The sequence below is a fragment of the Acinetobacter lwoffii genome, from assembly GCF_022967985.1.
In the GTDB taxonomy this organism is placed as follows: domain Bacteria; phylum Pseudomonadota; class Gammaproteobacteria; order Pseudomonadales; family Moraxellaceae; genus Acinetobacter.
In genome coordinates, this window is sequence record NZ_JALJVC010000036.1 from 1 (window position 1) to 12,871 (window position 12,871).

A 12,871-nucleotide genomic window follows, 5' to 3' on the forward strand; every position below is an offset into this window, starting at 1 on the left:
AAAAAAAAATTTAACTATATGAAAAAAAAGTGTTTTTATAATGAAGTTCGTATAACGCCCATTATGTTAAATGGAGATTATTACTTAAAGCTAATTATGCTTAAAAGCATCTTATAAAGGACTATATTTTAGGCGAGAAGGGCTCGCTTAATAATCTTCATCCAATGCTTAAATATCATTGATTTCAATTTGTGCAGTAGTTTCATCTGAAACATATTCAACAGTATCATAAGAAGAATCATCTGGATGTTCATATTCATCTGGATCTTCATCATAACGACCTAAACCAACCTGAATCTCATTAAAAGGTTGAACAATAAGATGATTAGAAACTGTTCCAGCTCCTTCTAAATCTGTACTTACATTAAAAGCTAGTATTCTATTTTCTTCTTCATCCCTAACAGGCTGAATTCTAATATCATCTGTGCTAACAGTTTCACCATTAGTAAATGTAAATTCCTCAGGAAAAACAAACTCATTATAATCATCTGAAAATCTTTTAGTCATTTTTAGCTCAAGTGGGTTGATGAAATTTACTGTATCAATAGCAACACTTTTGAAGAAAATCAAGATAACTATATCTAATGGATGTACACATATAATCACATGCTAAAATTTGCTGTCTATAAGTGCAAAAAATGCATAGTTTAAAATTAAATTACTTTAATTTTGTGCCATGTGTTTTTATTAATACCTAAAGATTTGAGTGAATTGCTAAGCTCTTTCTAATATTAAATTAACATAATACGCGTTATACGAAAGGTCCTATTCATAGGCCTTTCAACTATCTACTTTACATAAAATCTCATATACGAAATTCATCAGGCTAAAGCCACTATACAAGGGGACACACTTTACACTTTTTTAAAACTTGATCGCGGATCTGACTTTAGAAATGAATAGATCAATTGAATTTTGGTTCTTGGAAAAATCCAGCAGTAGCCCATTTACTTTAGATCGGATCTCTTTAGGATCAGTCAGTTCTCCATTCATTAAGTTTTTCAGTAGTCCTCCCACTTTATTCATATCTGCTTTTAGGCTACGGATCTCCTGGATTGTTTTTACATCTGTCAGGCTTTTAGGCTGGTAGCCCAAACCTAAATCACGCAACTACTGAGAAGCCGACAAATTTCCCTGGGCCGCACTTTCTTCAATTTGCTTTTTTTCAGCTTCAGTTACCACAACTTGAATTACTTTTTGGCGTATCCGTTTTGGCTTTTTCTGTTCAGTCATTTTTTGATTTCCAGTACATTTTGGCTATGCCAAAAGCTCCGCAGGACAAGATGACCCGTTGAGCTGAAAGCGAATAAGTGGAGTAATGGTGCACCAATCATGCTTGCATGTTGGTCAACATTACACATCTTGCCAATATCACTGAAAGTTCAATTGCACATAAATGCATATAATTGCACATCAAAATGAATAAAAACCATTTAAAAGCTTATAGTTGCATATAATTTCATATAAAATCTTATAAAAGCTCTTAATTGCATATAGTTGCACATAATTGCATAAATCAAAGAAAGAGGAAGTCATTATGGTCACCAGACATGGCGCTAAGAAATTCATCATCTCTGTATTACCAGAAATAGAAAAACGGCTAGAAGCTGGTTATACCATTAAGGAAATCCACGCTAATTTACCTGAGCTAGCGAACAATATTTCTTACAGTTCAGTTTTACGAAATTTGAATAAAATGGGAATGAGTGAAAAAAAGGTACATCTACATAAAATAGAAAAATTAGAGTCCCAGAATATGGTCCCTACTTCTAATGACAAAATGAAAATGACGAATGCAGAAAGAAATACAGAAAAATTGAAGACTAAAAAACCGGTTTTTTCTTATGACCCTCATACAAAAGGTAAAGATTTTATCTAATCACTATAAAACTTAGCTTTTAAATGCACTCATTTGCGATTTAAGCTCAAATTCACATAGGAAGGTACAGAACGAGTGTCTACGAGTGAAATCGCTGAAATTCGCGCTTAGGCCCTCTGAAAAACAATCTTTTAGATATTGGAATCTAAAAACTTTTTAATTACATATAAAAATTCGATTCTAGATCGAGCGCAGCGAGCAAAAAAGCTCTATGAGCGAAGCGAATCCATTTGTTCCTATTGTTTTGACTTTGCTTTTATCAATATTTAAATCACTTCCAGGATTGAGCCAAAAATTGCCCCAACGAATCGAGCGAAAGCGAGATTCAATAGAGTTTGAGCGAAGCGAAAACCAAGGGCAATTTTTCCTTTCCTGGGCTTTTAATTATTTTAAAGTTTTTAAATGCTTTTAGATGGCTTGAAAGCCTTATGAAGAAAGGGTTTTAGCTCTTATATGTCCACGTTTACCTTGCAATATGTCCACGTTTACCTTGCAATATGTCCACGTTTACCTTGCAATATGTCTACGTTTACCTTGCATTAGTACACAAATAATATTAACGTGTACTTATACACAATAAAAAAATAGTGGCTATGAGAGATTTAGTTGTAAAAGACAATGCCTTAATCAACGCAAGCTATAACTTAGACTTAGTAGAACAACGTTTAATTTTATTGGCTATTGTTGAAGCAAGGGAAAGTGGGAAAGGGATTAATGCAAATGATCCATTAGAAGTTCATGCAGATAGTTATATCAATCAGTTTGGTGTACACCGTAATACAGCTTATCAAGCCTTAAAAGATGCTTGTAAGGATTTATTCGCGCGTCAATTTAGCTATCAAGAGAAAAAAGCTAATGGGAATATCCGAAATGTTATGAGTCGTTGGGTATCTCAAATTGCTTATAACGACAATGAAGCAACTGTAGACTTAATATTTGCACCTGCTGTTGTTCCCTTCATAACCAGACTGGAAGAACAATTTACTAAATATGAATTACAGCAAGTTAGTAGTCTTAGTAGCGCTTATGCCATTCGCTTATATGAGCTTCTAATTCAGTGGCGAAGCGCTGGTAAAACCCCAACCATAGAACTACAAGAATTTAGAAAGAAGTTAGGCGTTCTTGATAATGAATATTTACGGATGGCTCATTTAAAAGAGCGTGTTTTAGAGCTTTCAATTAAACAAATAAATGAGCATACGGATATAACCGTAAAATATGAACAGCATAAAAAAGGTCGATCAATTTCAGGTTTTTCTTTTACGTTTAAACAGAAGAAAAAGGATAATCCATCAATAGAAAGAGATCCGAATACCTTAGACCTTTTTTCAAAGATGACCGATGCTCAACGGCATATGTTTGCAAACAAACTTTCAGAACTCCCTGAAATGGGTCGCTATTCACAAGGAACTGAAAGCTATCCTCAATTTGCTGTTCGTATTGCTGAGATGCTACAAGACTCTGAAAAAATCAAAGAACTAGCCCCATACCTAAAAAAAGTGGAATACATGCCATCAAATAAAAAGGACACAGTAAATGGCTAAGTTATCGCTAAGTGAAGTATCTAAAAAATTTCATATTGATAGGTCAACCATTTACAGAGCTGTACGTAATGGGCGTTTATCACGCTCTAGTGATGGTCAATTTGACCTTTCGGAAGTGATTAGATGCTTTGGGGAGCCTGAGCAAACATCTCAACAAATTGAATCTTCTACATCAGATAGCGATGAATCTACAAAAAAACTCATTATTCATTTAGAAAATGAAGTTAAAAAATACCAAGAACGTGAAGAGCGTTTAATGCAGCAAATCGACCGTATGCAGACGCTTATTGAGTTAAAAACTATTGCACCCGCCACGGCAGCGCCACAACAAGATGCTACGGCATGCGACACCGATATGCCACAGCATGCGACAACACAACAAGGCAATGATAATAAAAAGAATAATGAATTAAATATTGTAGAAAACGTGGCAGTGCCACAGCAAGAAACTACAGCACACCACAGCCAAACGCTACAGCATGCCACGTTGCAAAATGTGGCAGTGCCACAACCTAAAAAACGTGGTTTATTTGGCCGTGTACTAAATGCTGTTTTTGATAATGACTAAGGGAGAGAGATCATGCCGAAACTGAAAGACATTGCCCTGGGAATTATTGTGGCCCCGCTGCTGATCCCGATCATGCTGATTGCATCGTACCAGGATAAAAAGGCGCTGAAGAAAGAGCTGGATGAACGCCAAAAAGAAAAAGACCAGGCATCCTGATTATTCAATTGAGCTAATCAAAATCGTGAAACACTGCTTAAATAATAGGCGTGGAACGTGAAAAATCATAAAAAAAGCCCGAACAGGGATGTTCGGGCTATCAACTAGGAACTACAGCGTTGAATTTTCAAGAGAATTATAACGCATTTCGTATAAGGTGTATTATGTTAATTTTAGAAATATTTAATAGCTGGAAATAATATGACTAAAAATCCAGAATGGGTCACACGTGGTAAAACTATCAAGCAATTAATTGAAGAATTAGAATCTTTCGAAGATCAAAATCTATTAGTTGAGATATCTTTTGATGATGTAGAAACATCCAAGCCTATAAGTTTAGTTGGTAAAATTGATGGTAAATGTATTCTACTGAATTCTGAAAACTCAACAGAGTAACACCCATTATTTTAAATAATGGGTGTCATAAGTCAAAAAGTGTAAACACGTGGATCTACGTTTCGCATAATCCGTATTATGTTAATTTTAGAAAGTCTAAAAAATTACAATCTCTTTGGATATTCTTTCAATGATTTTATATATATACAGCTATATAGTTAGAAATCCTTTCCATAGTGAAACTAGTATTGATTTAAAAAAGATTAGTTGGGAAGAACTATCTATCTTAATTAATAAAGTTTTTTTTCACGGGGGAGAGATTAATATTACTAAAGCCAATACACAGTATTATGAAGAATATTCAACCCTTGCTTATGATGATTTAGATAGTTACAGCCTAGTGTGTGATGAAAGATATGGGTATCTACTTGGATGTAGTATTTCTAAAAATGATGAATATCCAGAAGGGAACTACTTTCGTTTAATAAATAAAAATGAAGTATTATCTGAAAAAATATATACCTTTGCACCTTTTGATGATGAGTGGAGTGCACGATATGTTAATCAGGACATAGAAATTGCTTTAAAAATATTTAAAGAAATTTACAATCATGGGCATCTCTCAACTGAATCAAAGCAACTATTTAAAGATAATTTAAGTTCTTAGCATAATGCTGCTTATGCGAAATTTAAAAAAATATAGTAAAAATAGTATCTTAAAGCTAAGTTTTTTGATTTCGTATAAGGTGTATTATGTTGATTTTAGGAAAACTTTAAAGTACTTATTCAATTCAATGGAAAAAATATTAAATTCCGAAAGTACTATCTTTTGAGTATTCTACAAAAATTAATTAACATACCATCTTAAAAAACTCCCATCTTCATCATACATTTTCTGAGTTAATGAATAAGGGCAAATTGATAAAAAATACCAACCTAAATAACCGTGCTCTTCATCTAATTTGTCCATTTTTTCCTTACCAATCCATATTTCTTTAAGTAAGGCTAGCTGCTCATCTGGTGATTCTGTTAAACGTTCCCCGCGTTTCGGATGCTCAATACAATCACCGTAAAACAAACATGCATCTCCACTTTTTAAGAGCCTTTCTAAGGCCATAAAAAAAGCAGTATCTGGATTATATTCAAATTTTACGTCTGGATAATTTTCATCATCCATCTCACCATCACAGCTACACCATAAATATTCTATTCCCGCGTAAGGGTGCCATTCTTTAAAATGTTTTAAAATTGCATCTATTTGATTCATTAAAATTTAACTCTAATGTTTTAGCTTTTTTAAGTAGATTTTTGAACATCGACTCAAAAACAGGCTTGATATTTATTTTCTGACGTAGAGTATGGTTTTGTTGGAGTGAGGCATCTATACAAGTATGAAAACTGAACCTTGGATTGAGAATTGTGATCCATTAAAGCCCTACTATGGGAAATTAAGTAATCAGGAATATACCAATATTTCTAAGATATTTACTTTATGGATTAATCATCATAATCATATCGATCCTTCAATAATTTATAAAAATAAAAAATTAAATTTATTAGACTACTCAAATAAATACAATGAAAAATGCAGTCAAGATTTATACCAGCTGCTATGTGAGAGTCTAAAGCAAACAGATGGATATCTTTATTGGCTACCAATAAATAGTGTAAAAAATAAAAATACCTTTGCCGCATATTCTCCAGCAATGATTGCTAAGACTCCAATAGAAACCAGGTATTTAGATTATGCTTCTCGCTCTTTTCTGCAAATGCAAAATGGTGGATATGCCATTATTGAAAGCAACCTAAATTTTATAGCCCTGGTTGTTGATGGCTACTATATGCAGGTAGCGTTGGATTCAAACTTTATGAATGATCAATTTCAAAAATATCTAGACAGTTGGAACGAAATAGAAAATAACCTTGATGAAACTACAGCACAATGCCTTTCAGAGGCTTATTCCATACAGTAAAAATCAGGAGAGATGCAGTATGTAACGTATTGCATTTAACATAATGGTTGTTATGCGAAATTCCTAGCATATTCATCTTTTGTCTTATATCTTTATTTTTACCAATAGGTAAAATATATTCACAACCTACATCGGAAAAGTAGGTAGTTAAGAAAAAAATTGCAGAGATTTATAAGCCTTATAGTAACGGGAGAGACTATAGGGCTTTTTATTTATCTTAATATTCATATATCTATGATGAAGCCATGATGCTCGGCGATATAAAAAACCGGCTTGAGAATAGACCGGTCTTTTATGATATTTGCTAAAATACTCTTTTGAAATATAAAAAACTAAGCGTGTGTAGCACTGGGTCTAGGTGTTCTTTGGGCTTAGTTATTAGCGTTATTTAAATAAGTATAAGTCAATTTTTACCTAATGGATTTACTTTTCAACTAGTTCCAATTTGTTTAATGCTTGCCCTTTTTTATGATCATTATTAATCTTTACAACTAGAGCTAAAATAAAAACCATCACTATAAAAACAAGAAAAATCAAATGCTTTTTCATCATTAATTCCGTCTTTTGATTTTTAAGAATGCCTTGCTCCTTTGTAAATAGATATGACATAAGGGAAGCACTGATACAAGCCTTTTTAAATGACTTTAGCAACTCGATAAACAGTTGCAACTCCACAATTCACTGCTTTGGCAATTTCTTCCTTAGTCATATTGCCAGCTGCTAGCAATTCTTTTATTCGTTTGTGCTTAGCCTCATTGGCTTTCTTACCTGTTGGCTTGTAACCCGAACGTGCCAGGCCCTGCTTAATACGTTCTATACGTTTCTCATTGTCCAGGCGGGCCATTGTTGCCAGGAGATCAATCAACATATTGTTGATGAGTTCCAAGATTGAATGAGTAATGCTGTCATTGGTTTGAATCATTTGGTAGGTAGTAGGAAGATCTGCCACAATTAATCGAAGTCCTTTCTCCTGAATCCTGCGCTTCAGCTCTTGAAAATCCTGTTGGGTTAGGCGTGATAATCGGTCAATACTTTCAACCAACAAGGTGTCACCTTGATTTGCTTCTGACAGTAGCTTATTCAATTCAGGTCGGTCTAACTTCGTACCACTATAGTTTTCCACGTACACAATGGTTTCGCCAAAATTCAAGTTTTGGTTTAGATCCTGAAGAATCTGCAAAGCCCTTTCTGCATCTTGATCTTTAGTTGAAGCTCGTAGATAAATACGTGTATTCATTTCTATCATTTAATCTTAATTCTATTAGATTAATGATAACACTATCATTTGATTATTGCATTAAGTCTAATGATAGATATTGTATGCGATTTGGCTCGTTATCATTCAGCTATACTCTTTTGATAAACAAAATGCATGCCTGAAAGCCATGCTCTGGGAATTCGTATAACGCGTATTATGTTAATTGTAGAGATTCTACATAAACGTAGAATCTCCTGCTCTTAGATTCTGGCATGTGTTCCATACTTATCAATCATGATAGAGCTGGCTTCATTTAAGCCACGCACATTGACATTCACACCGTTCTTTTGAAATTTATTTACAACAGAATCAAGCATGGCGACTGATGTTACATCCCAAATGTGAGAATGGGTCAAATCAATAATCACATCCTTTACATCCTCTTTAAAGTCAAAACCTTGCATGAATTTTTCAGAAGAACTAAAGAAGATCTGACCTCTCAAATCATATAAACGGGCTGTTCCTTCAAAAGATGCTGTTACCTGGATATCGTTTTCAAGTTTATTCGCCAGGAACAAGGCTGAAAGTAATACGCCTGTTAACACACCCAAAGCCAGGTTATGCGTAGCAACAACTACAATCACCGTCGCAATCATGACGATATTACTGCTCTTAGGATTATCTTTTAACTGAGTGACAGAACTCCATTCAAAGGTACTGATAGAGACCATGATCATTACCGCTACCAATGCAGCCATTGGAATCACTTTGAGCCAGTCGCTGATAAATACAACCAGAATAAGAAGAAAAATACCCGCAGAGAATGTTGATAAGCGTGTAAGGCCGCCTGATTTTACGTTAATCATAGATTGACCAATCATGGCACAACCGGCCATGCCACCCATAAAGCCAGAAGCAATATTCGCAATCCCTTGTCCCTTACATTCCTGATATTTATCACTTGGCGTATCTGTCATTTCATCCACGATGGTTGCTGTCATCATCGATTCAAGTAAACCTACAGCTGCCAGTGCTACCGAGTAAGGCAAAATAATCATCAATGTTTCAATATTCAAAGGAATATTTGGAATCAAGAACATTGGAAGTGTGTCAGGTAAAGACCCCATATCGCCCACAGTCCGTACATCAATTCCTAAAGCGATTGCCAGTAATGTGATCGCAATGATACAGACAAGTGGAGAAGGGAGTAATTTTCCTAATTTGGGAACCAAAGGAAAGAGATAAATAATCGCTAGACCTAAAGCAACCAGAGCATATACATGCCAGGTCACATTAATCAGTTCAGGCAACTGAGCCATGAAAATTAAGATCGCTAACGCATTTACGAATCCAATAACTACAGATTTAGATACGAACCGCATTAACTTGGCGAGCTTTAAATAGCCTGCCAATATCTGAATCACGCCTGTCAAAATTGTTGCTGCCAGCAGATATTCAAGCCCATGCTCTTTGACTAATGTGACCATAAGCAGTGCCATAGCCCCTGTGGCAGCTGAAATCATTGCTGGACGACCACCTACGAAAGAAATCACGACGGCAATACAGAAGGATGCGTATAGACCAACTTTAGGATCTACACCTGCAATAATTGAAAATGCGATGGCTTCAGGGATGAGTGCAAGACCGACGACTAATCCGGCAAGTACATCCCCACGGATGTTAGAGAACCACTGTTCTCGGACATTAGATAACATAAACATAGCCTGTTTTTTAATTTTTCAGATAGGCTAGTGATGTGATATATACAACACACAAGCGACTACACCACATCACTAGACAGTGATGAGTTATTTACAGATTTAAAATGGTAAATAAACTTAAGGTGGCGTAGGTGTCATAAGATGAAGGAACTTTTTAGAGTAAAAAAATCAGGACAAGGGTAACAGCTAGGTACTTTTTTATAAAGCCTGGATGTTATATCCAAGCTTTGTTTAATCGGTATTTTATGAGGCTTTTAGCTCCCTAAGTAATTGACCTATTTCCAAACGTGTATAGCCACGTTCTTTAAAGATCAAAACAATAGCCTGTTTATAATCTTCAGAAGTAGCCGTTTTATATTTATTAATTAATTGCAGCTCAGCATTAAGCTGAAGGTCATTTTTGATCGTCAATACTTCCGTAGAGACTTTATTAAAAATCTTGAAATTAAACATACAGGTGCTCTTCATCAATATTGTAGCGGCCCGACTACAACAAACACCTGCCTTAGCTTAGCTAGACACCCTTGGTAGCAAGAATTGCAAATTTAAAAGGGATCTGCAAGTTTTTCTAAAGGGGAAGCATGAATAATCCACTAAAGTACTACCCATTTAACATAATGGTGATTATACGAAGTACACTTGTATATTAATTTAAATATCAATTACTTAAAAATTTAGTCATGACCAAGAAAAGGCAAAAAATTGGCTTTTGTAATAAATTGGTGAGTTTTTAAGCGAATCTGTAACATTTTGCCAGTAAAATTGGCCAAAAAACGATCAATTTAGCAATCAGTGCCCATCTCATACGGATCCAGGTTCCAAAACTATCCCCAATTGCTGGGGATAAAATTTAGGCTATTTTGTACGCTTTGGCTCACATCAATCTCTGCTCTTTGCTGCTATCCGCAATACTGGAATTTTCCTATGATGAACTCATCGGGAACAGGAAGTTCCATAGAAGAATAACAATAGATAAGCACAAGGACTGTAAGGTACGACAGGAGTTATACCGAGCGAACCAATATGAAAAACCCCGGCAGGATGCCGGGGTTTTTTATTATCTAAAATATTTAAATCAGAGTTGGATGGGCATCCAGAATGCGAATTAGAGTCGCTGCAGGACCAGTTGGATAGCGACGACCTTGTTCCCAGTTTTGTAGCGTTCTCGCGCTGATATGCAAACGTGCAGCGAATTCTGCCTGGGTTAAACCTGTTTTCTCACGTACTTCTTTAATATCTGGTAATTCAAGCTCAGTCACTCGGCTTGCTTTCATTTCATTGCGTTTGATGGCACCAGCTTCTTTAATCGAAGCAACCAAGTCATCAAATAAGCTGTTATCCATGAAATTGCTCCTTTACTAATTGGCGTAGGATCGAGGTTTCTTTGTCTGTCAGATCATCTTTTACTGACTTTGGATAAGCCACCAGGAAAAAGATCTGATCAGCTTCTGTGACCCAATAATAGATCACCCGGATACCGCCACTTTTACCCTTATTACCTTGAGCACAACGTACTTTACGAATGCCACCGCCATTTTTGATTAAGTCGCCCTTATCAGGTTGTACCAAAAGATCCTGCTGAAGCTGACGATACTCTTCATCGTTCACAAGCTCTTTAATTTGCTTGGTAAAAATACTGGTTTCAATGAATAACATAGGTTGAAGTACGTCAATGGCGTATAGGGATTTTAGCAGTTCTAGAACGAAAAAACGAGAGCTATAGGCTCTCGTTTCGCATAATCCGTATTATGTTAATTTTAGATATTCTTTATACCCTATGGTTTACTTCAATACTTGCATGAACAATTTCTTCATGAATAGATAAAGCTTTTTTGACCATGATTGGAGTTAAAGAAAGCGTATCTGTTTCTAAAGATAAAATACAAGAAAACTTACCTCTACCAACCTGCCATACATGTATATCAACAATATCTGTCTTAATATCCAGTTCTTGAATCACTTCTTTAATTTCTTCGATAACAGGTTCATCCATTTCAGCTTCTAATAAAATTTTAGCTGTTTGACTAATTAATCCCCAAGCCCATTTAGCTACTAGAATCGCACCTATTATCCCAAGGACAGCATCTAAAAAATCCCAACCAAAATATTTACCTGCAATAAGGGCGATAATGGCAAGAACTGATGTAGCAGCATCAGCAACTACGTGAAGGAAAGCAGCCTTTTGATTAAGGTCATGATGGTCATGACTATGGTGGTGATGACCATGATTATCATGACTGTGATGGCTATGGTCATCATGTAATAGCCAAGCACAAACTAAATTGATAGATAACCCAATTACTGCAATAAAAATTGCTTCATCATAATGAATAACAACAGGATTCAATAATCTATCAATTGAGCTAATAGACATAACAATAGCAACTATCATCAATAAAATTGCACTGCTATAGCCTGCTAAAATTTCAATTTTCCAAGTTCCAAAACAAAACCTCGAATCCTTAGCGTAGTGTCTGGCAGCTTTATATGCGATATAGGCTAAACCTAAAGCAACCATGTGAGAACTCATATGCCAACCATCTGCTAATAAAGCCATAGAGTTGAATATATATCCTCCCATAATTTCAGCTATCATCATCACCCCAGTAAGTAGGGTAGCTAATAATATTTTCTTTTGAGCTAAAGGATTTCCTTGATCAAATTCATGGGAATGTTTTGAAGATAGAATATTATTGGTCATATGAAATTTAGCTAATATACTCCCCAGTAGTATATTTTATTTTATTGAGTCCTTCTATGAGTCATTTACAGACAGATAAAAAAGTTTTGAATAGAATTCGAAGATTACAAGGTCAAATGAATGCTGTAGAAACTGCAGTTAATGATCCAGATGTTTCATGCATAGCTGTCTTACAGCAAGTTGCTGCGATTAAAGGTGCAATTAATGGTCTTATGAATGAACTCACAGAACAACATCTTAAAACCCATGTGTTACAAGGCGAATATAATCAACAAGAATTAGATAAATTTTTAGAAATACTCAAAAAATATAACTAAATAATTGTCTCATTTAACATAAAATCTCTTATGCGAAATTTAAAAGGGCTTAGTCATGACTAAGCCCTTTTATTAGCTTTTAAATCATATTTACCTTAAGGCCTGCTGCTTTTAAGCGTTCAGTAATGTTTCTCATTTTACTAAATTCAGTACCGTAACTAAGGGGTAGTCCGACACCTTCACAGAACTCTTTAGATGTTATATTTTTTAAATCATCTGCATATTTAATCATTTGCAAATGTAGCTCTGCCGTTTGTCTATTTCTAGGAGCTTCATTCATAGCCAATCGAATACGCTCATATATCTGTTGCTCACTCATATCTAATTTATCCAATTAATCAAATTTATATAAAAAATATAATTTATATAAATTTGATTGTCAATTCTTTGTTCAATCTTATTGGCGAAAGATGACAAATATGATTAAAAAAAGCCGACTTGTTTCCAAGTCGACTTTTTCTGGTTTTTTAGGGTGGTT

The 12,871-nt window shown here is 35.0% G+C and carries 18 protein-coding genes; 8 read left to right on the top strand and 10 right to left on the bottom strand.

What is annotated here, in order from left to right; all coding sequences use genetic code 11:
- Positions 1 to 168: 168 nt before the first annotated feature.
- Together MWG72_RS14900 and MWG72_RS15565 are read right to left on the bottom strand one after the other, a co-directional pair.
- Positions 169 to 507 carry a hypothetical protein gene (locus tag MWG72_RS14900; RefSeq protein WP_247144377.1) on the bottom strand — a complete coding sequence of 113 codons (339 nt, stop codon included), beginning with the start codon at positions 505 to 507 and terminating at the stop codon, positions 169 to 171.
- A 603-nt stretch (positions 508 to 1,110) separates the two neighbouring features.
- Positions 1,111 to 1,233 (bottom strand): hypothetical protein, encoded by a 123-nt coding sequence (locus MWG72_RS15565; RefSeq protein WP_276520302.1) that lies wholly within the window; start codon positions 1,231 to 1,233, stop codon positions 1,111 to 1,113.
- A 304-nt stretch (positions 1,234 to 1,537) separates the two neighbouring features.
- Between MWG72_RS15565 and MWG72_RS14905 the strand changes: the two genes are divergently transcribed.
- From MWG72_RS14905 to MWG72_RS14930, 6 genes are all read left to right on the top strand, one after another.
- Entirely contained in the window at positions 1,538 to 1,879 is a 342-nt protein-coding gene (locus tag MWG72_RS14905; protein WP_247144378.1) for a hypothetical protein, read from the top strand.
- A 593-nt stretch (positions 1,880 to 2,472) separates the two neighbouring features.
- Positions 2,473 to 3,423, top strand: coding sequence for a replication initiation protein RepM (gene repM, locus MWG72_RS14910; RefSeq protein WP_247144379.1), 951 nt, complete (start codon positions 2,473 to 2,475; stop codon positions 3,421 to 3,423).
- Positions 3,416 to 3,991, top strand: coding sequence for a plasmid replication DNA-binding protein (locus tag MWG72_RS14915; RefSeq protein WP_247144380.1), 576 nt, complete (start codon positions 3,416 to 3,418; stop codon positions 3,989 to 3,991). The genes repM and MWG72_RS14915 overlap by 8 nt, the downstream gene beginning before the upstream one ends.
- Positions 3,992 to 4,003: 12 nt before the next feature.
- Positions 4,004 to 4,147: a hypothetical protein gene (locus MWG72_RS14920; RefSeq protein ID WP_001125247.1), complete on the top strand. Its 144-nt coding sequence runs from the start codon at positions 4,004 to 4,006 to the stop codon at positions 4,145 to 4,147.
- A 201-nt stretch (positions 4,148 to 4,348) separates the two neighbouring features.
- A complete protein-coding gene (locus tag MWG72_RS14925) occupies positions 4,349 to 4,543 on the top strand; it encodes a hypothetical protein (RefSeq protein WP_180111835.1) in 195 nt (64 codons plus the stop codon).
- 130 nt (positions 4,544 to 4,673) lie between these two features.
- Complete coding sequence (locus tag MWG72_RS14930) at positions 4,674 to 5,150, top strand: hypothetical protein (protein WP_247144381.1); 477 nt, start codon at positions 4,674 to 4,676, stop codon at positions 5,148 to 5,150.
- A 180-nt stretch (positions 5,151 to 5,330) separates the two neighbouring features.
- Here MWG72_RS14930 and MWG72_RS14935 read toward each other — a convergent pair whose 3' ends face one another.
- Positions 5,331 to 5,750 (bottom strand): hypothetical protein, encoded by a 420-nt coding sequence (locus tag MWG72_RS14935; RefSeq protein ID WP_247144382.1) that lies wholly within the window; start codon positions 5,748 to 5,750, stop codon positions 5,331 to 5,333.
- Positions 5,751 to 5,874: 124 nt separating this feature from the next.
- Here MWG72_RS14935 and MWG72_RS14940 point away from each other — a divergent pair, with 124 nt between their 5' ends.
- Complete coding sequence (locus MWG72_RS14940) at positions 5,875 to 6,456, top strand: hypothetical protein (protein WP_247144383.1); 582 nt, start codon at positions 5,875 to 5,877, stop codon at positions 6,454 to 6,456.
- Between the two features lie 634 nt (positions 6,457 to 7,090).
- On the opposite strand, the gene MWG72_RS14945 is transcribed toward MWG72_RS14940, so the two are convergent.
- From MWG72_RS14945 to dmeF, 6 genes are all read right to left on the bottom strand, one after another.
- The gene (locus MWG72_RS14945) at positions 7,091 to 7,702 is read right to left on the bottom strand and encodes a recombinase family protein (RefSeq protein WP_247144384.1); all 612 of its coding nucleotides are present in this window, start codon (positions 7,700 to 7,702) and stop codon (positions 7,091 to 7,093) included.
- Between the two features lie 212 nt (positions 7,703 to 7,914).
- Entirely contained in the window at positions 7,915 to 9,369 is a 1,455-nt protein-coding gene (locus tag MWG72_RS14950) for a SulP family inorganic anion transporter (RefSeq protein ID WP_247144385.1), read from the bottom strand.
- 249 nt (positions 9,370 to 9,618) lie between these two features.
- Positions 9,619 to 9,828: a hypothetical protein gene (locus MWG72_RS14955; RefSeq protein WP_159138980.1), complete on the bottom strand. Its 210-nt coding sequence runs from the start codon at positions 9,826 to 9,828 to the stop codon at positions 9,619 to 9,621.
- Between the two features lie 617 nt (positions 9,829 to 10,445).
- Positions 10,446 to 10,718 (bottom strand): NadS family protein, encoded by a 273-nt coding sequence (gene nadS, locus MWG72_RS14960; protein WP_004282080.1) that lies wholly within the window; start codon positions 10,716 to 10,718, stop codon positions 10,446 to 10,448.
- On the bottom strand, positions 10,711 to 11,031 hold the full coding sequence (locus tag MWG72_RS14965) for a type II toxin-antitoxin system RelE/ParE family toxin (protein WP_247144386.1): 321 nt from the start codon (positions 11,029 to 11,031) through the stop codon (positions 10,711 to 10,713). Before MWG72_RS14965 ends, nadS begins: the two co-directional genes overlap by 8 nt.
- Before the next feature lie 112 nt (positions 11,032 to 11,143).
- On the bottom strand, positions 11,144 to 12,076 hold the full coding sequence (dmeF, locus tag MWG72_RS14970) for a CDF family Co(II)/Ni(II) efflux transporter DmeF (RefSeq protein WP_247144387.1): 933 nt from the start codon (positions 12,074 to 12,076) through the stop codon (positions 11,144 to 11,146).
- 56 nt (positions 12,077 to 12,132) lie between these two features.
- On the opposite strand from dmeF, the gene MWG72_RS14975 reads away from it, so the two are divergent.
- Positions 12,133 to 12,393, top strand: a complete 261-nt coding sequence (locus MWG72_RS14975) for a metal/formaldehyde-sensitive transcriptional repressor (protein ID WP_247144388.1) — start codon at positions 12,133 to 12,135, stop codon at positions 12,391 to 12,393.
- A 79-nt stretch (positions 12,394 to 12,472) separates the two neighbouring features.
- Here the strand turns inward: MWG72_RS14975 and MWG72_RS14980 are convergent, their stop codons facing one another.
- Positions 12,473 to 12,712, bottom strand: coding sequence for an HTH-like domain-containing protein (locus tag MWG72_RS14980; RefSeq protein WP_017482479.1), 240 nt, complete (start codon positions 12,710 to 12,712; stop codon positions 12,473 to 12,475).
- Positions 12,713 to 12,871 lie beyond the last annotated feature (159 nt).

What these genes read in the sequence shown, in the direction of transcription:
- MWG72_RS14940 (WP_247144383.1), top strand. Translation starts at nt 5,875, where the DNA reads ATGAAAACTGAACCTTGGATTGAGAATTGTGATCCATTAAAGCCCTAC.
- MWG72_RS14935 (WP_247144382.1), bottom strand. Translation starts at nt 5,750, where the DNA reads ATGAATCAAATAGATGCAATTTTAAAACATTTTAAAGAATGGCACCCT.
- MWG72_RS14955 (WP_159138980.1), bottom strand. Translation starts at nt 9,828, where the DNA reads ATGTTTAATTTCAAGATTTTTAATAAAGTCTCTACGGAAGTATTGACG.
- MWG72_RS14950 (WP_247144385.1), bottom strand. Translation starts at nt 9,369, where the DNA reads ATGTTATCTAATGTCCGAGAACAGTGGTTCTCTAACATCCGTGGGGAT.
- MWG72_RS14945 (WP_247144384.1), bottom strand. Translation starts at nt 7,702, where the DNA reads ATGATAGAAATGAATACACGTATTTATCTACGAGCTTCAACTAAAGAT.
- MWG72_RS15565 (WP_276520302.1), bottom strand. Translation starts at nt 1,233, where the DNA reads ATGACTGAACAGAAAAAGCCAAAACGGATACGCCAAAAAGTAATTCAA.
- dmeF (WP_247144387.1), bottom strand. Translation starts at nt 12,076, where the DNA reads ATGACCAATAATATTCTATCTTCAAAACATTCCCATGAATTTGATCAA.
- nadS (WP_004282080.1), bottom strand. Translation starts at nt 10,718, where the DNA reads ATGGATAACAGCTTATTTGATGACTTGGTTGCTTCGATTAAAGAAGCT.
- MWG72_RS14930 (WP_247144381.1), top strand. Translation starts at nt 4,674, where the DNA reads ATGATTTTATATATATACAGCTATATAGTTAGAAATCCTTTCCATAGT.
- MWG72_RS14975 (WP_247144388.1), top strand. Translation starts at nt 12,133, where the DNA reads ATGAGTCATTTACAGACAGATAAAAAAGTTTTGAATAGAATTCGAAGA.
- MWG72_RS14965 (WP_247144386.1), bottom strand. Translation starts at nt 11,031, where the DNA reads ATGTTATTCATTGAAACCAGTATTTTTACCAAGCAAATTAAAGAGCTT.
- MWG72_RS14915 (WP_247144380.1), top strand. Translation starts at nt 3,416, where the DNA reads ATGGCTAAGTTATCGCTAAGTGAAGTATCTAAAAAATTTCATATTGAT.
- MWG72_RS14905 (WP_247144378.1), top strand. Translation starts at nt 1,538, where the DNA reads ATGGTCACCAGACATGGCGCTAAGAAATTCATCATCTCTGTATTACCA.
- repM (WP_247144379.1), top strand. Translation starts at nt 2,473, where the DNA reads ATGAGAGATTTAGTTGTAAAAGACAATGCCTTAATCAACGCAAGCTAT.
- MWG72_RS14925 (WP_180111835.1), top strand. Translation starts at nt 4,349, where the DNA reads ATGACTAAAAATCCAGAATGGGTCACACGTGGTAAAACTATCAAGCAA.
- MWG72_RS14900 (WP_247144377.1), bottom strand. Translation starts at nt 507, where the DNA reads ATGACTAAAAGATTTTCAGATGATTATAATGAGTTTGTTTTTCCTGAG.
- MWG72_RS14920 (WP_001125247.1), top strand. Translation starts at nt 4,004, where the DNA reads ATGCCGAAACTGAAAGACATTGCCCTGGGAATTATTGTGGCCCCGCTG.
- MWG72_RS14980 (WP_017482479.1), bottom strand. Translation starts at nt 12,712, where the DNA reads ATGAGTGAGCAACAGATATATGAGCGTATTCGATTGGCTATGAATGAA.